The organism is Castellaniella sp., from assembly GCF_034675845.1.
In the GTDB taxonomy this organism is placed as follows: Bacteria; Pseudomonadota; Gammaproteobacteria; order Burkholderiales; family Burkholderiaceae_B; genus Castellaniella.
Genome location: NZ_JAUCCU010000001.1, coordinates 1,151,479 through 1,172,926, shown reverse-complemented (window position 1 = coordinate 1,172,926; position 21,448 = coordinate 1,151,479). Strand labels below are relative to the sequence as shown.

Genomic DNA, 21,448 nt, shown 5'->3' with positions numbered 1-21,448 from the left:
GCCCGCCTGGCGCTTAACCCATTGTACGTGAGCAGTCCCTGAGTGTCCCTTATGTCTGGCCCTTATGAACCTTTGACTCCCGCTGTTTGGCAGGAGAATGCCCAGGGCGTGCCGTGCAGCACCCTGTTCGATGATGTCTATCATGGCGCAGCCGGGCCGTTGGCGCAGGCGCAGCAGGTTTTTTTACGGGGCAATGAGCTGCCTGCACGCTGGCGTGGGCGGGATGCCTTCACGATCTGCGAGACCGGGTTTGGCCTGGGGCAGAATTTTCTGGCTGCCTGGCAGGCCTGGCGCGATGACCCGCAGCGCAGTGCGCGCCTGCATTATCTGTCCTTTGAGGCCCATCCCTTTGCGTTGCCGGATTTGCGTCGCGCCTGGGTTGGGCTGCCCGCAGGATTGCAGCCGCTGGCGGACGAATTGGCGGCTCAGTGGCCCCCCTTGTTGCCGGGCCTGCACCAATTGACGCTGCAGTCGGGCGGCCTCAGCCTGACCCTGGTGTTTGGGGATATACGCCGCACTGCGCGTCAGGTGCAGGCCTGTGTGGATGCTTTTTTTCTGGATGGTTTTGCGCCGCGCGTCAATCCGGCTATGTGGTCGCCTGCCTTGTTCGGCCAACTGCGGCGGCTGGCGCGGGCAGGGGCGACGGCAGCAACCTGGTGTGCGGCGGGTCAGGTGCGCCGCGACTTGCGCGATGCCGGATTTTTGGTCAACAAAGTTCCGGGGGTTGCCGGTAAGCGCGACATGACGATTGCTGTGCTGCGCCCTGGGTTGGGCCAGACACCAGGTCCGCGCAGGCGCCTGTCGGTGGCCGTGGTGGGCGCCGGCCTGGCTGGGGCGGGGCTGGCACAGTCATTGGCCTTGCGGGGTCATCAGGTGCAGGTCTGGGACCCGCTGGATATTGATCGTGTGCCTGCCGCCGTGCGCAGCCGGGGGGCAGCGGCGCTGGTGCCGGCCCTCAGTCCGGATGATGACACGCGTTCCCGCTTGTCCCGGGTGGGGTTGCAGCGGGCCTGGGCGCGCTGGGCGGGCCTGGCTGGAGATGCGCGGCCAGACCCTTGTGGCGCTTTGGTGTGCGCGCAGTCGCCGCAGCAGGCCTTGACCCAGCAGCAGGCCTTGACCCGGCTGGGCTTTCCGGCCGATTGGGTGCGCTGGTTGGATGCGGCCCAAGCCAGCCGACAGGCGGGCATCCCGATTGCGTATGGCGGATTATGGTTTGCCCAGGCCTTGCGGGTGTGTCCGGGCGAGCTGCAGGCTGCCTTGTTGACCAGCCCCGGGGTGCAGTATCGGACGGGGACGGTGACAGAACTCCTGCCTCTATCTTCCGGTGGCTGGCAGTTCAAGAGTGCCGATGGTCGGCTGCTGGGCGAGGCGGACCAGGTCGTCTTGGCCACTGCGCGCCAGACACCGGCCTTGTTGGCCAGGGTGGCGGAGATCTCCGCCTGGCCCGTGCTGTCTGGTTTGACGCCGCTTGCCGGGCAGGTCAGCCTGTATCCGGTGCCCGCCGACATGCCGGCCGTGCCGCGCTGTGTGGTGTCCGGCCAGGGCTATTGTTTGCCGCCCCGGCAGGGCTGGGCGGTGGCCGGCAGCACGTACCGGCCCCATGTGTCGGTGGCCGAGGTCGATGAGGCCGGCCATCGAGATATTCTGAGGCGCATAGGCGGGTGGCTGCCGGACGCTGCCCTTCCCTGGTTGGGCGCGGCAGCGCCGGAAGGCTGGGCGGGTTGGCGGGCGGCCACCCGCGATCATTTGCCGATCATTGACGCGGTTGCGCAGCATCCGGGGTTGTGGCTGGCCTGCGCGTATGGGTCGCGCGGCCTTAGCTGGTCGGCCTTGGCGGGGGATTTGATGGCCGCCCGGCTGGATGATGAACCCTGGCCGATCGAACGGGAATTGCAGCATCGGATTCGCTTGCGTTAAGGATGCGTCAAACAGTTTTTTCGTGTGTTTGAGTGGTCGTGGTAGGCTACTCAATTACCCTGAAATCAGGCTGGATTTTATTTTATGGCGCAAATCCGTCAAAATAGGGTCTTTTACAAGATTCACGTGGGCGAACCGCCCAGAGGATTACGCTGTGTCGCCCACCATTGAATTGGCGGACCAATTATTCGAGACTGGCCCGGTCACCAGGACGTCTTCCTGCGTCGAGTGGGTCTATCAGTCAGACGAATGGTGTCTGCGCATCGAGGCCCATGCGCCAGGCGTTTTTCGGCTGCGCTGCGGTCCGATCGCTTGGTTGGAACCCCCTAAAGCTACTGCGCGCGCGCAGCGTCAGGCCGACATGTTGCTGGCCCGTCACGAGGCCGTCAGCGAACTGGAGTGCCAGGCAGGAGATACCGGAGGCTGGCATTTGTCTCAGGGCGATGCCTGCCTGACACTGGGGGATCAGGGGTTTGCATTACAGCTGATGCGCCAGCAGCAGCCTGTTGCGCGGGCGCAGCTATCGCTACAGCCTGTGGTAGATGATGCCGGCGACCCTGTCTGGTCCATCGACTGGACGCTGGGCGACACCGAGGGTGTCTTTGGCTTGGGCGAGACTTGCGCCGATCCCGATCGACGGGGCCTGCGGCTGGTCTCTGACGATGCGGCAGACCGCTGCCTGCCCTTGGCCTGGACGCCAGCGGGCTGGGGGGTGTACGCCAATACCCTGGACCGCGTGGTGCACGATTTGCGTGCGCCGTCGCGCCTGCAGATGCAGGTGCATGGGGCAGGGCTGGATGTATTCCTGTTTGTCGGTGATCCGGGCGAAATCCTCAATCAGTACACGGCCTTGACCGGACGAGCCGGCCAGCCCAACCTCTGGCCTCTGGGGGTTTGGCTGGATCAGGCCCCTGGGCAGACCATTGCCCACAGTCTGCAGCAGGTGCGCAGCCTGCGTGCCCAGGGATTGGCGCTGGATGCCTTGCGACTGGCTGATCCGGCGATTCTCGGATTTCAGGCGGATAAGCCGGTCTTCGAATGGTCTGCCGCCGTGGATGACTGGCGCGAGATCGTGGCGGCCGCCCAAGAACAGAACATTCACTTGGCGGGCAGCTGCATTCCCGGCGTCCTGCAGGGCACAGACTTGTTCGACGAATGGGAAGACCGCGGCTGGCTGCTATGCGACGAAGATGGCAATGCCTGGGTGTGTCCTGGTACGGCTGCCTCGGGGGATCGTCCCTTTGCATTGCTGGACCTCACCCACAAGGACACCGCCCGGTTTTGGGCCGAGCGTCATCAACAGGCCTTGGATGATGGTTTGGCGGCCCCCGTTTGTCAGGCGCGCTTCGACTTTCCGGCACAGTTGGAAGCCCGCAGTGGCGAAGCCGGCGCCGTGTTGCGCACGTCGTACCCGCACTTGGCGCGTCGCGCCCTGTTTGATGCCGTCGCCGGGCCGCGCACCCCTCAGGAAGGCGTGATGCTCAGCCGCGACCTGTTCCCTGGGGTACAGCGCTTTGCCTGGCAGCAGGGGCCGGATGTGGACAATAGCTGGGATGGTTATGCTCAGACCTTGCGGGCCGCCCTGTCGGTAGGCAATGCGGGGGTGGCCGTCCAGACTCATGCCTTGGGCTGTGCCAGTCGATCCATGCGGACCATGACCCCCGAGCTTTATCTGCGCTGGCTGGCCATGAGCGTGTTTTCGGCCAATTTCAGTTTCCAGGGCCATCCAGACCTGATGCCCGATGCCTTCGATGCGTCTACGCGGAACTTGATCGGTCATTGGCTGCAATGGCGCTATCGCCTCTTGCCCTATGTGGCCGGCATTATTGACGATGCGGTACGCACCGGGCTGCCGGTACAGCGTTCCATGGCGCAGGCCTACCCGGCCGATCCGCAGGCGCATGCCTGGGACACCCAGTATTTGCTTGGGCCGGCCTTATTGGTGGCGCCTGTCATGCAGCCAGGCGGCCAGGCCGAGATCTATCTGCCCGAGGGTGATGCCTGGTGGGATTTGGCCACGGGCTGGCGCTACGAAGGTGGCACCCGCTGGACCCTGAATCCCGGCCTGGATGCGCTGCCGGTGTTTGGCCGCGAAGGCCATATGCTGTGCCTGGGGCCGGTGGCCCAGCACACGGGCGAAATCAATTCCGCCAAAATCCTCGAGGAAGTCTGGATGTTCGGCATGCCGGAACACAATCCGGTGGTCATGCGCAACAAAATCCGCGTCATGCAAATGCAAGGGTCCAGCTACATCAAAGGCTTGGAAGGCCTGAAAATCCTGCCTTCCGAAGGCTTGGAGGTCAAGCGCCGGGGGGCTGAAGTCCGGATATCCCGGGCGCGTTGATGCTTGTTCCGCCCCCATCCGTTGGGGGCGGATGCTTATGCATGCAGGGCATTGGTCACCGGAATACTGACGCATAAGCCCGGATCGAATGCCGGGTTTTCGTTGATGCCATCGCGGCAATAACCCCGGGGATTGCATAACACCCGGGTGCCGCGCACCACGTAATCAAAACTATCGTGGGTATGGCCGTGTACCCACAGACAGGCCCGCCCCATCAGGCCGGTGCAGTCCGACACAAACCCTGCACTGACCAGCGAATCCTCGAAGCGCGGATGGACGCTGCGCAGGCTGGGGGCGTGATGGGTAATCACCACGGTAGGCCCATCGAAAGCCTGGTCCAACTGGCTGTCCAGCCAATCATATTGTTGTCGGAACAGGCCGATCGAGTCTTGGGGGCTGAAGGTGGCACCGTCGCCGTTGCGGATTACCTGAAAATCCCGCATGAAATGCCTGGTTTGCTCCATGGCCTGGTCGCGCTGGTCCGTGCCGAACAGTTCAAAGTCTGTCCATAGCGTCGTCCCCAGAAACCGCACGCCCTGGATGATCAGTGCCTGCTGGTCCAGCAGATGGATGCTGTGCTCGGTGGCGGCTTGGGCCAATTGCGCGCGAACCTCGGGTATGGCGCCGCTGTAGAATTCGTGGTTGCCCGGCACATACAGCACAGGACGCTGAATATGTGATGCCCATTGCATGGCTTTTTGGGGGCGGGCAATATCACCGGCCAGTATCGTGATGTCTGCCTGGATGTCAGGCAATGCCAGGCCTTGCATGCTGAGGTGCAGATCCGACAGAATATGCAGTCGCAGGATACTGGGATCATGGTGCTCTGACATGGTGGTGGGTCTCCAAGGGCTTGCTTGACATTATTTTAATATGGTGCAATAATTGCGGGCTTAGGTTGGGTCGTTAGCTCAGTCGGTAGAGCACCGGACTTTTAATCCGTTGGTCGCGCGTTCGAACCGCGCACGACCCACCAATTTCTTTTTTCTGGCATTCATGCCAGATATCTTGCCCCAAACATGCGGGCACCAATACCCTTGTATTTTGCGGCCAGTTGGCGCGCCTGTGAATATGTGTTTCCCCGCATGTGACAGCCGTGTGCGCGATAAAGGGTTTTTTTCTGTTTATGCGGCAAGCAAAAGTAACTGCACTTGCTGGCTCAAAAGCAAATGCGTAAGATAGTAATTGATTACTATCTTTTGGGCTTGTCATGACAGCGCATAGCAAACATCTTTCTGCCGATGAGCGACGGGCAGTCACCGTAGCAACAGTAGTGGGCCTTGCTGCAGAACAGAACCCAAGCAGTATCACGACAGCCTCTATTGCACAGCGTATGGGTGTGACCCAGGGCGCCTTGTTCCGCCATTTTGCCAACAAGGATGCCATTTTGCAGGCGGTCATCAGCTGGATATCCCACAGTCTGTTCGCGCGGATTCAAGAGGTAGCCGCAGGGCAAGACAGTACCCTGGCTATTTTGCGGGCCATTTTTGCCGCGCATGTTGATTTCGTCACACGGCATCCCGGTGTGCCTCGATTGGTCTTTGGCGAACTCCAAAGTGCTGATGATTCTCCTCAAAAATTGGCGGTCAAGGCCATGACCACGGCCTATGGCAAAGCCTTGCGGGAATATTTGCAAGCGGGCAAGGCCAATGGCGAATTGGCCGCTGATCTGGACGTCGACGCAGCTGCCGTGCAGTTTCTCGGCATGATCCAAGGTCTAGTGATCCAGTCGCTGATTGCCAATGATTCCTTGCATGTCCAACGCCATGCCGATGGTGTCTTTGCCTTGTATGCACGTGGAATCCAGGGCCAAGTATGAAACAACTGCTTTGGTCGCGGCGCATGATGGGGCTGCTGGCGGTGGTCATGCCGTTATTGGGGCTTTTTGTTTATGTGGCCCTGCGTACCGGGCCGCTGGCCCCCGTGCCGGTGACTGTGCAGCAGGCCGAAGTCCGTTCGCTGACCTCTGCTGTGTCCGGTCTGGGTACAGTTCAGGCGCGCTACCGCTATGCGATTGGGCCCACGGCCGCGGGTCGGGTAGCCAGTTTGTCGGCGCAGGTTGGTGACTCGGTCCGCGCAGGGCAGATCCTGGTGGATATGGATCCGGTCGACCTGGATGATCGCATTCGTGTTCAGCAAGCTGCCCTAAGCGCTGCCCAGGCACGTCTGGGTAAAGCCGAAGCCCAGACACGCTATGCTCAAACGCAGTCAGAGAGGTATCGCAAGCTTCTGAGCCTTAACGGTGTCAGCCAGGAAGAAGCCCTCAGCAAGCAACAGGAATCCATTTACGCGGTAGCCGACCAACAGGCTGCAGTGCAAGCGCTGCATCAGGCGAAAGCCGAACAAGCAGCATTGCAATCCCAGCGCGCTCAGTTGCAGATCAAGGCGCCAGTGGACGGACTGGTGGTTGCGCGCCAGGCTGAACCAGGGTCGACTTTGATGGCCGGACAAACGGCTCTGGAACTGATTGACCCTGGCCAACTATGGGTGGATGCACGGTTTGATCAATCCCAGGCTGGTGGTCTGGCACCTGGATTGCCTGTGACGATACGCTTGCGCTCACGGCCATCTCAGGCCTTGGTCGGCCGCGTTGATCGGATTGAGCCGTTGGCGGATGCCATTACCGAAGAAACCTTGGCCAAAATCGTGCTGGATCAGCCGCTGTCGGTTTTGCCGCCACTCGGAGAGCTGGCTGAGGTCGAAGTCCAATTGGTCGAATATCCGGCAGCGCTGGTCATTCCCAATGCAGCGATTCAGGCACAGAATGGGGCGCTTGGGGTGTGGCAATACCAGGATGGCAAGCTGGTATTCCGTGCGCTGGACCTGGGGGCCAGTGATCTGGCTGGTGGGGTATTGGTCCAGGATGGTCTGGGCCCTGACGATCAGTTTGTGGTCTATAGCCAGTCCACCTTGACGGTGACCTCGAAAGTGCTGGTGCAGACGCAGCTTCAAAAGGGATCGGGATGATCAGTCTGGCTGGTCGGGATATTTTGCATTCCTGGGGCAAGTTCGTTTTCACGGGGATAGGCCTGGGTTTGCTGATTGGCGTCACCTTGGTGATGGCCGGGGTGTATCGGGGGCTGATCGAAGACGGCAGGGCCCTGCTGGATGGGAGTGGGGCCGATCTCTGGATTGTCCAAAAAGACACGCTGGGCCCCTATGCAGAATCTTCCAGCATCCCCGATGATTTATGGCGCAGCGTAGCCGTGATGCCAGGGGTGGATCGGGCTGCCAACGTCACCTACCAAACCCTGCAGGTGCGCCGTGATAAGACTGACTTGCGCCTCATGGTGGTGGGGATCGAGGCCAGCGGTCCAGGGACGCCCGGCTGGCCCCGGCAACTGATTGCCGGGCGCCAGATCACGCGGGGCCACTACGAGGCCGTTGCTGACCAGGCCAGTGGTTTCAGAGTGGGGGATACCGTTCAGGTGCGGCGCAATGTGTATACGGTGGTGGGGTTGACGCAAAGAATGGTGTCTTCCAGCGGTGATCCCATGCTGTTTATCCCACTGAAGGACGCACAGGAAATTCAATTTCTGAAAGATAATCAGGCCATTCTGATGCAGCGCCGCCGAAATGCCGAAAACCCGGCTTTCAAGCAGCCTGGGCTTGTTGGGGTGCTGGATGCCGTCAATGCCAGCCAGAGCAGCAATCATCAGGTCAATGCAATGCTGGTGCGGCTGAAGCCTGGGTATTCACCTTCTGCCGTTGCAGAACCCGTCCGGCGCTGGCTGCGTCTGACCGTATACGATCGAGCCCAAATGGACGACATCGTCGTGCGCAAAATGATTGCCGGTTCGGCCCGACAGATTGGCTTGTTTTTGATCATTCTGGCCATTGTCAGCGCCGCCATTATTGCATTCATTATTTATACCCTGACGATGGATAAAATTCGTGAAATTGCGGTGCTCAAGCTGCTGGGCACGCGCAATCGTACGATTGCCGGGATGATTCTGCAGCAAGCGTTGGTGTTGGGATTGATCGGTTTTGCCGTGGGAAAAATTTCTGCGACCTGGTCGGCTCCGATCTTTCCTAAATTTGTCTGGTTGGTGCCCGCTGATACGGGGGTTGGCTTGGCTGCTATCCTGGCCATCTGTGTGCTGTCCAGTCTGGTTGCTATTCGGGTTGCCTTGAAAGTCGACCCGGCTGATGCGATCGGGTGAACGCATGCGTCATGGTATTTATATTGAGCACCTCAGCAAGCGTTTTGGTTCTGGGGATACTGCGGTCACGGCCTTGAAGGACGTCAATATGCAGGTGCAGCCCGGCGAGGTCGTGGGCCTGGTTGGGCCGTCAGGGTCGGGCAAAAGCACCTTGCTGAAATGCCTGGGGGCTGTCATCAGCCCAAGCACGGGTCGCATGATGCTGGGGGATGATGTCATTTTTGATCAGACGTGGCAGGTACGAGATCTGGCAGGTTTGCGCCGAGACAAGATAGGTTTTGTGTTCCAGTCGCCCTATTTGATCCCGTTTTTGAATGTGCTGGATAATGTGGCCCTGTTACCTATGCTGGCGGGGGTGCCCAATGGGCTTGCCCGGCAGCGTGCCCAGGAATTGCTGGCGGCCTTGGACATGCAGCACCGCGCGCAGGCCCAGCCAGTGCGCTTGTCTGGGGGCGAACAGCAGCGCGTTGCGATTGCCCGGGGCTTGATCAATCGACCGCCGGTGATTCTTGCCGACGAGCCCACGGCCCCGCTGGACTCCGAACGCGCCCTGGCCGTCGTGCGCATCCTGAATCAGATGGCGCAGCAATATCAGACGGCTGTGATCGTGGTGACACATGACGAAAAAATCATCCCGACATTTAAACGTATTTATCACATCCGCGATGGTGTTACCTACGAAGAGGTCGGCGAAGGACGAAGCTACTGATTTAGGGTATATGCCCCGTGCTGTCCTGTACCGCATCGTCTGCCCAGCGATCCTTGAAAACCAGCACGTCCGGTAGACAGCGTTCAAAAGCGATCACCAGCTTCGGGTCGAAATGCCGCCCCGATTGTTCGCGGATGAAATCCATGGCTTCGTAGATCGACCAGGCGCGCTTGTAGGGCCGCACGCTGGTCAACGCATCGAACACGTCCACCAAGGTCACGATGCGGGCCGCCAGCGGGATGGTTTCGCCAGCCAGCCCATCGGGGTAGCCGGTGCCGTCCCATTTTTCGTGATGGCGCAATGCGATGGTGGCGGCCAGTTTCAGCAGTCCGCTGGGGTGCTCGCCCAGGATATGTGCCCCAATGGCGGGGTGCTGGCGCATGATTGCCCACTCGTCGTCGTTCAGTTTGCCGGGTTTCAGCAAAATCCTGTCCGGGATGCCGATCTTGCCCACATCATGCATGGGCGCTGCGTGCAGCAGCTCGTTGGCGTCCGCATCGCTATAGCCGATTTCCTTGGCCAGACGCCAGGCATAGTGGCTCATGCGCACAATATGCAGACCGGTTTCATTGTCGCGGTATTCGGCGGCAGCCCCCAGGCAGCGAATGATTTGCAGGCGTGTCTGGCGGACTTCATCAGCCTGAACCAGGGATAAATGCGTGCGCACCCGCGCTTGCGCAATGGGTGGGCTGAAAGGTTTGGTGATGTAGTCCACCGCGCCGAGTTCCAGCCCTCGACGTTCGTCATCAGGGTCGCTCAGCGCCGTGATGAAGATGATCGGGATATGGCGGGTATCGGACTTGCTTTTCAGGGTCGTGCAGACTTCGTGGCCAGACATGCCAGGCATCATCACATCCAGCAGGATCAAGTCCGGGTGGTTTTTTTCCACCAGCGCCAGGGCGGTGGGGCCATCTTTGGCGAACAGCAGGCGATAGTCGGCCTGCAGGGTATGGCGCAGCACCTGCAGGTTGGTGGACTCATCATCCACCAGCAAAATGGTGGCGCGGCTGGTATCGGAATGCTCAGTCATGGTTCAGGATGGTGTCCAATAGATTTTTGGCTCGATCAAAATCAAATGCATCCAGGGCGGCATCCAGAGACTGGGCCTGGGCCGATAAGCCCTGGGATTTCAGACCGGCGCGCACGGTCTCCAGCAGGCTGTCATCCAGCTCGTTATGGGCCAGGACAGCCGCCAGCGCGGCCATGGCGGATTGCAGCTCAGGCAGGGTAGGGACAGGATTCCCCGCCGTATTGCCTGACGGCATGGTGGAAGCGGCGGTTGCGGCCATGGGCTGATCGGTGTGGGCCTGCTGTCGGCTGGCAGCGATCAGGGCCTGCAGGTAGGGCAGTTGCTGTAATGCCTCGTCGATATGGCCGTTGCGGACACATTCTTCCAGGCTGGCGGCCAACTGGGCAATCGCGATCAGCGCCAGGTTGCCGGCGGCGCCTCTCAGCCCATGCAAGCTGAAGCGCAACGCCTCGGCGTCTGGTGGCGCGCCAGGGGCGGGCAGCGGGTATTGGGTGGCTGCCTGATCCAGGAACTGGCTGATGCGCTGGGCCAGTCGGACGCGATCCCCCCAAAGACCGATACCGCGATCCCAGTCGATCAAGGGTGTGGTGCCAGGTATCAGCAATTCAGCGGCGTCCTCGGCCCCGCTGGGCTGGTGGTTCAGTACCCGGGCGATTTCGGCAAATAAATGTTCAACGTCCAGGGGTTTGACGGCAAAGCCGTCCATGCCCGCCTGGCGGGCCTCGCGCCGGTCGCGGGCCATGACGCTGGCCGTCAGGGCGATGATCGGGGTAGGGGACAGGTTCTGCAGCCGTTCGTGCTGGCGGATCAGGCGCGTGGCCTGCAGGCCGTCCGTCCCCGGCATATGCACATCCATCAGCACCACATCATATTCCCCGGACAAGAACAGCTGGACGGCTTCTGCCCCGTCATGGGCGGCGCTGACGCGGTGGTTCTTGGCTTGCAGCACCAGGGTCAGTAATTCCAGGTTTTGCGCAACATCATCTGCAATCAGTACGTGCAAAGGGGGCAGGTTGATCGCCAATGTGGTGGAGGCGGGCGCCGCTGGCGGCTTACCCAGCGGCAAGGGCAGCCAGACATGAAAGGTACTGCCCAGGCCCGGCTGGCTGTCGACTTGCAGGCGACCGTTCATGGCCTGCACCAGTTGGTGGGCGATGGTGGTACCCAGGCCTGTGCCGCCAAAACGTCGGCTGATGGAGGCATCGGCTTGCGTGAAGGGTTCGAAAATCGTGCTCACCTGATCCGGTGTCATGCCAATGCCGGTGTCGCGCACCCGCACGTGGATCTGCTGGTCGTCATAAGCATAGTAGATATCCACGCCGCCGGTTTCTGTGAATTTGATGGCATTGCCCACCAGGTTGGTCAGCACTTGCAGCAGGCGCAGGGTATCGCCCTGGAAAAACTCCGGCATATCGGCTGGGTAGTGCGTGTTCAGGTGTAGCTGGCGGGCCAGGGCGCTCAGGCGCAGCGAAGATTCGATCTGGTGCGCCAGGGCCTTGAGCGAAAAGTCCCGGACTTCCAGATCCAGGCGGCCGTGTTCGAGTTTGGTGGTGTCCAGGATGTCGTTGATCAGGCGCAGCAGGGATCGGGACGATTGGCTGATGGTATTCAGGTGGCTGCGTTGCAAAGGAGTCAGGTCGGTTTGCTGCAGCAGCGTGGCAAAGCCGATGATGGAGTTCATGGGCGTGCGGATTTCATGGCTCATGTTGGCCAGAAAGCGTGTTTTGGTGGCGGCGGCGTGCTCGGCCTGTTGGGCGGCATCGCGCAGGGATGCCTCCAGGGCCTGGCGTTCGCTGATGTCGGCCAGCAGGCCCACGTACAGGCGGTCGGCGCCGGTCAGGTCGACCTTGCCCACGGCCAGGCGCACCGGCACCAGGCCACCGTCCTTGCGGCGACCGATGACCTCGCGGCCCGTGCCGATGATGTGCGGGTCGCCGGTGTCGTGGTAGCGTTGCAGGTAGCCGTCGTGTTCGGAATGATAGGGTTCGGGCATCAGCATCTTGACATTCTGGCCGATGACTTCGGCGGCGGCATAGCCAAACAAGAGCTCGGCCGAGCGGCTGAATTCTTGTACCGTGCCCTTGCCGTCGATGGTGATGATGGCGTCCACAGCGGTATCCACGATGGCGCGCAGCCGGGATTTGCTGAGTTCCATCTCGCGGTATAGCTCGCGGGTATGGATCAGGCCATTAAGCGCAGCCACCAGCACGCCGATGGTAATGGTCAGGGACGACAGGGCCAGTGCGCCGTAGGCGGCATCCACGCGGATCGTGTTGTCCGCCAGGGTAGGTTCGCCCAGAAACCGGACCGCCGCCATGCCGGTGTAATGCATGCCCGTAATCGCCACCCCCATGATGATGCCGCTCAGGACAAACCGCAGGCGTGGATTCAAGTGGGTGCGCCGCAGGCCAAAATTGATCCACAGGGCCAGCATGGCCAGTATCACAGCCACACCGATGGACAAGAGGAACAGGGAGGCGTCGTAGCGCATCAACAATGGGGTGTCCATGGCCATCATGCCGGTGTAGTGCATCATGCCAATGCCAGCCCCCACCAACACCCCGCTGCCCAGCAGCAGGCCAGGCGAGATCTGGCGGCGCGACAGGATGTACAGCGCCAACCAGGAGGCCGCCCAGCCCGGCAGCAGCGATAGCGTGGTCAGTGGCAGGTCATAGCGCACCGGGGCAGGCAGGCTGAAGGCCAGCATGCCGATAAAGTGCATGGACCAGATGCCGCCACCCAGGGCGATGCCGCCCATGCCGATGGCAATATGCCGGTAGGGGCGGTTCTGGGTCTGCAGGGCGATGTGGGCGGTGTGCAGCGCCATGAGCGACAGGCAGACCGGCACCAGCACCGACAGCAACACCAGCCCTGGGTGATAGGTGCCCACCACAAAATCCGTGCCATCGGCAGCCGTTAGAAAAAAATGGTCCATCATCATGAAAGACGCAGCCTCAATAGGAAAGTCGGGCCAGGGCGGTATGGCCAATAACACATTATGAATGTGCTTTTTAGTGGTGCATGCATATCATCCTGTGCACTGCCTTGCGTGGCTATTTGCGATCTCCAGACAGTCTAATGAATTTGCGATCCTTGCGGGTTTCTCTGATCCTGCCGTATGTGCTGCTGATTATATTGGTGGCGGTTACGCTGGGCGGCACCTTTTATTGGTCCGCCAGCCGCAATATTGGCCAGTTTTCAGATCAATATATGCGGGCCATGGCATCGCGCATCGCGCATCGCGCAGGCCGTGCATTTTCATGTGCATGGCTCGTCCTCCGTGCTGGAGGCTGCTTTTCCTGAAGGTGTGCCGGTTTCCGCCCAACAGTCGTCCAGCACCTTATCGGCCTTCAAGGCCAAGCTCCAGGCTCTGATTGAAGCCCCGCTGGAAACCTTGAAGGATCTGCCTGCCAGCGCGACAGCTCGGCTGGGGGCGGCCATAGGCGTGGCCTGCTGGCCTGACGATGTGCGTGATCCCGAGACCCTGCTGAAGCACGCGGATACGGATATGTATGCCAACAAGCCATCCGGTCGGCGGCGTTAAATAAGATTTTGTTATATGCTACAGGGTTAATCCTAGGAATCCCCATGGTAAATTCTCGGCTCAGGTCCTGCTGATCCGGGACGTTGTAATTTTAGTGACCCTGACTCTTGATCGATCTCGAGAACATCCGTAAGACCTTTGCTTCGGCTGGGCGCACCGTGCATGCGCTGGCCGATATCAATCTGAATATCCGCGAAGGCGAAGTCTTTGGCATCATCGGCCGCTCTGGCGCAGGCAAGAGCACGCTGATTCGTATGCTGAACTTGCTGGAACGGCCCACCGAAGGCGCCGTGCGGGTGGATGGCCGCGACATTACCGCTTATACCGATGCCCAGCTGCGCGAATACCGCCGTCAGGTGGGCATGGTGTTTCAACACTTCAATCTCTTGCGGGCGCGCACGGTCATGGACAATGTGTGCTTTCCGCTGCGCTTGTCCGGTATGTCGCGTGCGGCACGTATTGCCCGCGCCGAGGAAGTGCTGGCCTTGGTTGGCCTGTCCGATCAGACCCACAAGTATCCCGGTCAGTTGTCGGGCGGCCAGCAGCAGCGCGTGGGCATTGCCCGGGCGCTGGCCAGCAAGCCCCGTTTATTGTTGTGCGACGAGGCGACCTCTGCACTGGACCCGGAAACCACCCAGTCCATCCTGCGTTTGCTGGGGGATATCAATCAACGGTTGGGCCTGACCATTGTGCTGATCACACACAGCATGGATGTGATCCGCACGGTCTGTGACCGGGTGGCGGTGATTGAATCGGGCCGCATTGTCGAGTCCGGCCAGGTGCTGGAGGTCTTTTTGCATCCGCAGCACGACGCCACGCGTTCTCTGCTGTCCGAAAGCGGACTGGACGAGGGCGAAGAAGGCTGGCGCGCCATGGCTGATGGGCTGACGGGGCATTTGCTGCGCCTGAGCTATCGTGGTGATGCCACGACCCAGCCGCTGCTCAGTCGTATCAGCCGGGACTTGCGCCTGGATCTCAGCATTCTTCAGGGGTCGGTCGGGCGCATCAAGGACACGCCCTACGGTCAGTTGATCGTGGCCGCCCAAGGTGCGCCGGCGGATCTGGCCGCGCTGGGGGGCATGCTGGACCAAGCCGGGGTGCACTACGAGGTACTACGGACATGATGGCCAATGTAGATTGGTGGTTGATCGGCGAAGCCACGGTCGATACCTTGTTGATGACCGGCTTTTCCCTGCTGTTCACCATCCTGATCGGACTGCCGGTGGGGGTGCTGCTGTTTTTGACCAGCCCTGGTCAGATGATGAGCCACCGAGGCACCTACCAGAGCGTCGCTTTTATCGTCAATGTGCTGCGTTCCGTGCCATTTCTGATTTTGTTGATCGTGATGATTCCCATGTCGCGTCTGCTGGTGGGGACGGCGCTGGGGGTGCAGGGCTCGATTCCGCCCTTGGTGGCCAGCGCCGCGCCGTTTTTTGCCCGCCTGGTCGAGAATGTCCTGCGTGAACTGGACCCAGGGGTCAGCGAGGCCTGCCGTTCCATGGGCGCCACGTCGCGCCAGACGGTGCTGTGGGCGCTGCTGCCCGAGGCCACTACCGGCATCCTGGCTGCCGTCGTGGTGACTGCCATCACCCTGGTGGGCTATTCGGCCATGTCGGGTGTGATCGGCGGGGGTGGCCTGGGGGATTTGGCCGTGCGCTATGGCTATCAGCGCTATCAGGGCGATGTCATGGCCGTCACTGTGGTCATTCTGGTCATCATGGTGCAGGTGTTTCAAGTACTGGGCGATCGTTGGGTTGCCCGGCTTAATCGCAAGTAATGCGGCGGGGCGCCGGCATGCTCATGCCCCGCCCTGGCAGCAATTTTGTTTATTCACTGATACTCAGGAGATTTTCATGTTGAAGAAATTCGTGCCCGCCCTGGTGCTGGCGCTGCCGCTGGCTTTTGCCGCACCCGCCCATGCCGCTACCCTGTCGGTGGCCGCCACGCCGGTGCCCCATGCCGAACTGCTGGAATTCATCAAACCCGACTTGGCCAAGGAAGGCGTGGACCTGGACATCAAGGTGTTCACCGACTACGTCCAGCCCAACCTGCAGGTGGCTGACAAACAAATCGGCGCCAATTTCTTCCAGCACCAGCCCTATCTGGATTCCTTCAACAAAGAACACGACACCAAGCTGGTTTCGGTGGGTGCTGTGCACGTCGAGCCCTTTGGCGGCTACTCAGTCAAGATCAAGGACATCAAGGATCTGAAGGACGGCGCCTTGGTCGCCATCCCCAATGATCCCTCGAATGGTGCCCGTGCCTTGCTGCTGCTGCAAAAGCAAGGCCTGCTGACGTTGAAAGACCCCAGCAATATCCTGGCGACTTCGCGCGACATTGCCGACAACCCCAAGAACCTGAAATTCCGCGAGTTGGAGGCCGCCACCCTGCCGCGTGTATTGCCTGATGTGGATCTGGCCCTGATCAACACCAACTACGCGCTGGAAGCCAAGCTGAACCCGATCAAGGATGCCCTGTTCATCGAAGACAAGGATTCTCCTTATGCCAACCTGGTGGTGGTGCCAGCTGACCAGACTGATAATGCGGACGTGAAGAAGCTGATTCAGGCCCTGCAGTCGGACAAGGTGCGCGAATTCATCCTGACCCAATATAAGGGTGCCATCGTCCCAGCTTTCTAAGCCGGGCGTATTCCTGGAAACCTCAACGATCCGTAGGGGATTTCCCGAAAAACCATGACCAGACCCGGGATTTTCGCCAATGTGCTGGCGGACCGCCCGGGTCTTTCAGTTAACATGAACGCCTGATGTGGCCTGTTGGCTGCGATCAACCCATCCCACAAGGAGACCTGGATGTTGCCCAAAACCTTTAAAGCAGCCCTGATGGGGCTGGCCTTTGCCCTGGTGCTGCCCACCGCGCAGGCCGCCGACAAAGAACTCATCATCGCCACCGATACGGCCTTCGTGCCCTTCGAGTTCAAGCAAGACGGCAAATACACCGGCTTTGACATCCAGTTATGGGAAGCCATTGCCAACAAGGCCGGTCTCAAATACCGCCTGCAGCCGATGGACTTCAATGGCATCATTCCGGGCCTGCAGACCCGCAATATCGATGCTGCGCTGGCTGGCATCACCATTCGTCCCGATCGTGCCGAAGTCATCGACTTCTCCGATCCCTACTATGAGTCCGGCCTGGCCATTCTGGTGCCCGAAAGCAGCACCATCAAGACCGCCAAAGACCTGGAAGACAAAACCGTGGCCGTCAAGATCGGCACCGCGACAGTGGACTACATGAAGGCCAATGTGCCCTCGGCAAAGCTCAAACTCTTCCCCAATATCGACAATGCCTTCCTGGAATTGGCCACGAACCGGGTGGATGCCGTGGTGCACGATACCCCGAACGTCCAGTACTACGCCAATACCGCCGGTAAAGGCAAGGTCAAGGTCGTGGGTTCCCTGAAAAGCGGCGACTTCTATGGTATTGCGTTCCCGAAGGGCAGCGATCTGGTCGTCGTCGTCAACAAAGCGCTGGCCGACATCAAAGCCGACGGCACCTACGACAAGCTCTACGAAACCTGGTTCGGCAAGAAGCCCGATTAATCAGGACAGGACATCATCGTGACTTTTGAATGGTCTGCTATCTGGGCTGCCTGGCCCGACCTCATGGCCGGCGCCTGGATGACCGTCCAGATCACGCTGATCGGGCTGGTAGGGGGGACGATCATCGGCGGCTTGGCCGGGGTGGTCGTCACTTATGTGCCAGTCCCCATCACCCGCCGCAATTTGGGCTGGGGCGCTGTTGGCCTGGTGCTGCTGTACGCCCTGATGTGGGTGTTTTCCTGGCTGGAGACAGGCCCCTTGGCCGGTTTGTCCAGCGCCGTCTGGTGGGGATTGCGCCTGCTGGTGCTGGTGCTGATTGTCTGGCGCGGCATGGCCTGGGCGCCTGTGGTGTTGTCGCTGATTGCCCAGATTTATATTCTTGTCGTGCGCGGCACCCCGATCGTAGTGCAGGTGATGTTCATTTATTTTGCGCTGCCCTTGCTGGTCAATCTGCGCATTGATGGCTTTACAGCGGCGACCGTCACCCTGATGATCAATTCCGGCGCCTATATCGCCGAAATCGTTCGCGGCGGGCTGTTGTCCGTCCCTAAAGGTTTACAAGAAGCCGGTCAGGCCATGGGCTTGCCGTTCTATAAGATCCTGGCCCACATCATCGGGCCTGTGGCCTTGCGCCGCATGATTCCCACCATGGGCAATCAGTGCATCATCAGCCTGAAGGACTCCTCGCTGTTTATCGTCATCGGGGTGGCCGAGCTCACCCGTCAGGGCCAGGAAATCATTGCGGGCAATTTCCGGGCGGTCGAGATCTGGGGGGCGGTGGCCGTCATCTATCTGATCATGACCGGGTTCATTGCCCTGGCGCTTAAATTCATCGAACACCGGACCCGCATCGTATGAGCATTGTTGAATTCAAAAATGTCACCAAAAGCTTTGGCGACAATGTGGTGCTCGATGGGATCAGCCTTTCTATTGATGCGGGCGAGGTCGTGGTGGTGGTCGGGCCGTCGGGCTCGGGCAAATCCACATTTTTGCGTTGCATTAATGTCCTGGAAACCATTCAGGGCGGGGATATCATCGTCAATGGCCTCAGCGTGTTGGGCAAGGCCTCTGAGGTGCGTGAACTGCGCCGCGAGGCCGGCATGGTATTTCAGCAGTTCAATCTGTTTCCTCAGCTGACGGCGCTGGAAAACGTCATGTTCGGCCCCGTGCACACACGGGGCGTGCCAAAATCCCAGGCTCGCCAGCAGGCCCAGGAACTGCTTGCCAAGGTCGGCTTGGCCGAACGTGCGAATCACTACCCCGGACAGCTTTCCGGCGGACAGCAACAGCGCGTGGCGATTGCGCGGGCGCTGGCCATCAAGCCCCTGTTGATGCTGTTTGACGAGCCTACATCGGCTCTGGACCCTGAACTGCGCCACGAAGTTCTGCGGGTGATGCAGGATGTGGCCGAGGAAGGCATGACCATGATTGTGGTCACGCACGAAATGGAATTCGCTCGCAAGGTCGGTAGCCGCTTGATCTTCATGGACCAGGGCAAGATCGCCGAGGACGGCGTGCCCGAGGTCCTGCTGAACAATCCTCCCAGCCAGCGCCTGAAGGACTTTCTGCAACACGTCAGCTGACGTGTTGCTGGGCTTTATTTGACGGTGGTGACCCTCAGGGTGCGGGTTGCGATGACCGTATCCGAACCCTCGCCCACGACTTGGATGGTGACTTGGCGCAGGCGATAGGCCTTGGGCAGATCGGCCTGGCCACTGACGACGATGTAGCGGCCCATTTCCAGGGGTTGCGCAATCAGATCCACATATCCTGTATTGCCATTGGGGTAGGTGCCCACGCCGACCAGCTTGATCTCGCCCCGTAGATTGGGGGTTTCGGTCTGGCCTTCGGCCAAGTCCTGAATCAGCAGTATCTGGTAGTCCAGTTGACCGTCCTGGACGGTCAGGTCGGCGTAGCGAATGCCGGGGGTCGTGCCGCGCGGATCAGGCGGAATGGCGGCAATCAGATTGGCCACACCAGCTTCCATATCGGCAGTTTGCTTGCGCAACTGCTGCATGCGGACGTCCTGGGCTGCCTGGGACTCCTTGACCTGAGAAATATCCTGGCGGATGGTCTTGGCTTCGTTGTTCAGGCGCTGGTTTTCCAGGTTGGTGGTGTTCAGGTCCATGCGCAGCTGCTCGGATTGCTCGACGGTCAGGCGCTGAGGGCCATAGCTGCGTTGCAGGAACAATACGCCGCCTGCGCCCAGCACGATGCCCGTGATCAGCAGCAATAACCAGCGTGGAATGCCCCGGCTGCGGCGGGTATAGCCGTAGGGGGTGGGCTTGAACGTGGGGCGGTTGGATCCAAAAGACATAAGCATTCCTGGGGGCAAGGCGGGGTACTGGGCATCCTCGGTGGATGCCTGTGCTGAAACCCATAAGCATAAACGGTTTAAGGGGAGTGTTTGCCCCGATGTCTACAGTTGGTTGCGAATTTTTCCGCGCAGACGGGCATCCAGCAGAGCCAGGCGTTGAGGGGTGCCGACATCGACCCAACTGCCTAGGTGGTGGGTGCCTTGGACGGCTTGTCCGGCCATAGCCTGGCGCAGCAGGGGGGCCAGCGGGGCGGGGTGGTCGGGGGATGTCGTGGCGAACAGGCTGGGGCGGTACAGGCCGATGCCGGCGAAGGTCAGGCACGGGATGTCTGCAGAGGCGGCCTGCTTTTCATCCACCCGGCCATCTGGGTACAGGGAGAAGTCCCCGTCAGGATGGTGATCGGGATTGTCGACCAGCAGCAGATGGGCCTGGGCGCGGGGGGATAGCTTGTCGGCCCAGCGTAGTGCCTGGGCGGGGTCCCAGTCGCACCAGATATCGCCGTTGACGACCAAAAAGGGCTGGTCCTGGAAGAACGGCAGCGCGCGGGCAATGCCGCCGGCGGTTTCCAGCGCCTGGGTTTCGCGCGAATACTGCAGACGGACGCTCCAGGGTTGACCATTGCCCAGGGCGGCCTCGATCTGCTCGCCCAACCAGGCGTGGTTGATCAGGATATCCCGGATGCCGGCCTGGGCCAGGGCCTGCAGGTGCCAGGTGATCAGGGGCTGGCCGCCTACAGGCAGCAGGGGTTTGGGGCAATGGTCGGTCAGGGGGCGCATGCGTTCGCCGCGTCCCGCAGCCAGGATCATGGCGCGCATCAGAATGAATAGCCGTCGCGGGTGGGGGCGTTCTCGGCGTGTTCCAGCATGCGCAGCAAGGGATGGAACACCTGGTAGCGACTGGCGACTTGGTTGACATAAGCTCGGACGCGCGGGATGTGGTCCAGATACTGAGGCTTGGCATCGCGCAGCGCGAGTCGGGCGAATATGCCCAGGATGCGCAAGTTGCGCTGCAGTCCCATCCATTCGTATTGGGTATGGAATTCAGTGAAATCCGCAGGGACAGGCAAGCCGGCGGTGCGGGCGTGTTCCCAGTAGCGGATGGCCCAGTCCAATTGCTGGCTTTCGTCCCAGGTGGTGCGGGCGTCCATCACCAGCGAGGCGAGGTCATAGCTGATGGGGCCTAGCACAGCATCCTGAAAATCAATAATGCCAGGGACGAAATCCGGGGCGCCCATGCCGATCATGAGATTGGGTGAATGATAATCGCGGTGCACGAACACCTGGGGTTGGGTCGCTGTCTGGCCGACCAACAGGGCGAAGGTGCGGGTCAGCATGGCCTGGGTGTCGGCGTCCGGGGTGACGCCCAGGTGGGCCTGCAGGTACCATTGGGGAAATAGGGAAAGTTCTTGCAGCAGGCGGCTGGCATCATAGGTGGGCAGCCCGTCTGTGTCGCAGTGCTGCAGGCGCACCAAGGCACGCAAGGCCCCCCGCATGTGCTGCTGCCAGGTGGCGTCGTCCTGGGTGGCCCCCGCCTGGATCGCCTGGAAAAAGGTCTGGCGTCCCATGTCGGTCAGTAGTAAAAAGCCGTGGGTCTGGTCCTGGGCCAAAATATCGGGGACGCGCAGCCCGCCGGCGGCCAATCGTGCTGCGGCCTCGACGAAAGACGTACAGTCCTCGTGCGGGGGCGGGGCATCCATGACGATCAGGGGGCCTTTGGCTGCCTGCAGGCGGAAATACCGCCGAAAGCTGGCATCGCCAGACACAGGCACCAGGCTATCGGCCTGCAAGCCCAGGGCGCTGTCCTGTTGGTCTAGCCAAAGATGTAGCGCCATCAGGCGGGGGTCGGAAGCATTAGGAGAGGTCATGA

Annotated in this window: 19 protein-coding genes and 1 tRNA gene; 14 read left to right on the top strand and 6 right to left on the bottom strand. The window is 60.7% G+C overall.

The features are described 5' to 3' along the window. Nucleotides 1-51: 51 nt before the first annotated feature. Both mnmC and VDP81_RS05630 read left to right on the top strand, forming a co-directional pair. Complete coding sequence (gene mnmC / locus VDP81_RS05635) at nucleotides 52-1,917, top strand: FAD-dependent 5-carboxymethylaminomethyl-2-thiouridine(34) oxidoreductase MnmC (protein ID WP_323011781.1); 1,866 nt, start codon at nucleotides 52-54, stop codon at nucleotides 1,915-1,917. 154 nt (nucleotides 1,918-2,071) lie between these two features. Then, nucleotides 2,072-4,261, top strand: a complete 2,190-nt coding sequence (locus VDP81_RS05630; RefSeq protein WP_322996626.1) for a glycoside hydrolase family 31 protein — start codon at nucleotides 2,072-2,074, stop codon at nucleotides 4,259-4,261. 35 nt (nucleotides 4,262-4,296) lie between these two features. Here VDP81_RS05630 and VDP81_RS05625 read toward each other — a convergent pair whose 3' ends face one another. Then, a complete protein-coding gene (locus VDP81_RS05625; protein ID WP_322996627.1) occupies nucleotides 4,297-5,094 on the bottom strand; it encodes a metallophosphoesterase in 798 nt (265 codons plus the stop codon). Nucleotides 5,095-5,161: 67 nt separating this feature from the next. Here VDP81_RS05625 and VDP81_RS05620 point away from each other — a divergent pair. From VDP81_RS05620 to VDP81_RS05600, 5 genes are all read left to right on the top strand, one after another. After that, nucleotides 5,162-5,237 (top strand) — tRNA-Lys (locus tag VDP81_RS05620). Between the two features lie 234 nt (nucleotides 5,238-5,471). After that, complete coding sequence (locus tag VDP81_RS05615; protein WP_322996929.1) at nucleotides 5,472-6,080, top strand: TetR/AcrR family transcriptional regulator; 609 nt, start codon at nucleotides 5,472-5,474, stop codon at nucleotides 6,078-6,080. Then, entirely contained in the window at nucleotides 6,077-7,228 is a 1,152-nt protein-coding gene (locus tag VDP81_RS05610; RefSeq protein WP_322996628.1) for an efflux RND transporter periplasmic adaptor subunit, read from the top strand. Before VDP81_RS05615 ends, VDP81_RS05610 begins: the two co-directional genes overlap by 4 nt. Beyond that, nucleotides 7,225-8,424, top strand: a complete 1,200-nt coding sequence (locus VDP81_RS05605; RefSeq protein ID WP_322996629.1) for an ABC transporter permease — start codon at nucleotides 7,225-7,227, stop codon at nucleotides 8,422-8,424. Before VDP81_RS05610 ends, VDP81_RS05605 begins: the two co-directional genes overlap by 4 nt. A 4-nt stretch (nucleotides 8,425-8,428) precedes the next feature. Then, nucleotides 8,429-9,133 carry an ABC transporter ATP-binding protein gene (locus tag VDP81_RS05600; protein WP_322996630.1) on the top strand — a complete coding sequence of 235 codons (705 nt, stop codon included), beginning with the start codon at nucleotides 8,429-8,431 and terminating at the stop codon, nucleotides 9,131-9,133. Between the two features lies 1 nt (nucleotide 9,134). On the opposite strand, the gene VDP81_RS05595 is transcribed toward VDP81_RS05600, so the two are convergent. After that, the gene (locus tag VDP81_RS05595; protein ID WP_322996631.1) at nucleotides 9,135-10,163 is read right to left on the bottom strand and encodes an HD domain-containing phosphohydrolase; all 1,029 of its coding nucleotides are present in this window, start codon (nucleotides 10,161-10,163) and stop codon (nucleotides 9,135-9,137) included. Then, on the bottom strand, nucleotides 10,156-13,104 hold the full coding sequence (locus tag VDP81_RS05590) for an MHYT domain-containing protein (RefSeq protein WP_323011780.1): 2,949 nt from the start codon (nucleotides 13,102-13,104) through the stop codon (nucleotides 10,156-10,158). Before VDP81_RS05590 ends, VDP81_RS05595 begins: the two co-directional genes overlap by 8 nt. 246 nt (nucleotides 13,105-13,350) lie before the next feature. Between VDP81_RS05590 and VDP81_RS05585 the strand changes: the two genes are divergently transcribed. The 7 genes from VDP81_RS05585 to glnQ all read left to right on the top strand — a co-directional run bounded on the left by VDP81_RS05585 (nucleotide 13,351) and on the right by glnQ (nucleotide 18,847). Further along, complete coding sequence (locus tag VDP81_RS05585) at nucleotides 13,351-13,707, top strand: diguanylate cyclase domain-containing protein (protein ID WP_323011779.1); 357 nt, start codon at nucleotides 13,351-13,353, stop codon at nucleotides 13,705-13,707. A 107-nt stretch (nucleotides 13,708-13,814) separates the two neighbouring features. Then, a complete protein-coding gene (locus VDP81_RS05580; RefSeq protein ID WP_322996635.1) occupies nucleotides 13,815-14,831 on the top strand; it encodes a methionine ABC transporter ATP-binding protein in 1,017 nt (338 codons plus the stop codon). Continuing rightward, a complete protein-coding gene (locus VDP81_RS05575; RefSeq protein WP_322996636.1) occupies nucleotides 14,828-15,484 on the top strand; it encodes a methionine ABC transporter permease in 657 nt (218 codons plus the stop codon). Before VDP81_RS05580 ends, VDP81_RS05575 begins: the two co-directional genes overlap by 4 nt. Before the next feature lie 76 nt (nucleotides 15,485-15,560). After that, a complete protein-coding gene (locus VDP81_RS05570; protein WP_322996637.1) occupies nucleotides 15,561-16,346 on the top strand; it encodes a MetQ/NlpA family ABC transporter substrate-binding protein in 786 nt (261 codons plus the stop codon). 171 nt (nucleotides 16,347-16,517) lie between these two features. Further along, nucleotides 16,518-17,264 (top strand): glutamine ABC transporter substrate-binding protein GlnH, encoded by a 747-nt coding sequence (glnH, locus tag VDP81_RS05565; protein WP_322996638.1) that lies wholly within the window; start codon nucleotides 16,518-16,520, stop codon nucleotides 17,262-17,264. Between the two features lie 18 nt (nucleotides 17,265-17,282). After that, the gene (locus VDP81_RS05560; protein ID WP_322996639.1) at nucleotides 17,283-18,122 is read left to right on the top strand and encodes an ABC transporter permease subunit; all 840 of its coding nucleotides are present in this window, start codon (nucleotides 17,283-17,285) and stop codon (nucleotides 18,120-18,122) included. Beyond that, complete coding sequence (gene glnQ / locus VDP81_RS05555) at nucleotides 18,119-18,847, top strand: glutamine ABC transporter ATP-binding protein GlnQ (RefSeq protein WP_322996640.1); 729 nt, start codon at nucleotides 18,119-18,121, stop codon at nucleotides 18,845-18,847. Before VDP81_RS05560 ends, glnQ begins: the two co-directional genes overlap by 4 nt. 14 nt (nucleotides 18,848-18,861) lie before the next feature. On the opposite strand, the gene VDP81_RS05550 is transcribed toward glnQ, so the two are convergent. From VDP81_RS05550 to VDP81_RS05540, 3 genes are all read right to left on the bottom strand, one after another. Further along, nucleotides 18,862-19,581 carry a hypothetical protein gene (locus VDP81_RS05550; protein ID WP_323011778.1) on the bottom strand — a complete coding sequence of 240 codons (720 nt, stop codon included), beginning with the start codon at nucleotides 19,579-19,581 and terminating at the stop codon, nucleotides 18,862-18,864. 102 nt (nucleotides 19,582-19,683) lie between these two features. Beyond that, nucleotides 19,684-20,397, bottom strand: coding sequence for an N-acetylmuramate alpha-1-phosphate uridylyltransferase MurU (gene murU, locus VDP81_RS05545; RefSeq protein WP_323011777.1), 714 nt, complete (start codon nucleotides 20,395-20,397; stop codon nucleotides 19,684-19,686). Then, complete coding sequence (locus VDP81_RS05540) at nucleotides 20,397-21,446, bottom strand: aminoglycoside phosphotransferase family protein (protein ID WP_323011776.1); 1,050 nt, start codon at nucleotides 21,444-21,446, stop codon at nucleotides 20,397-20,399. Before VDP81_RS05540 ends, murU begins: the two co-directional genes overlap by 1 nt. Nucleotides 21,447-21,448 lie beyond the last annotated feature (2 nt).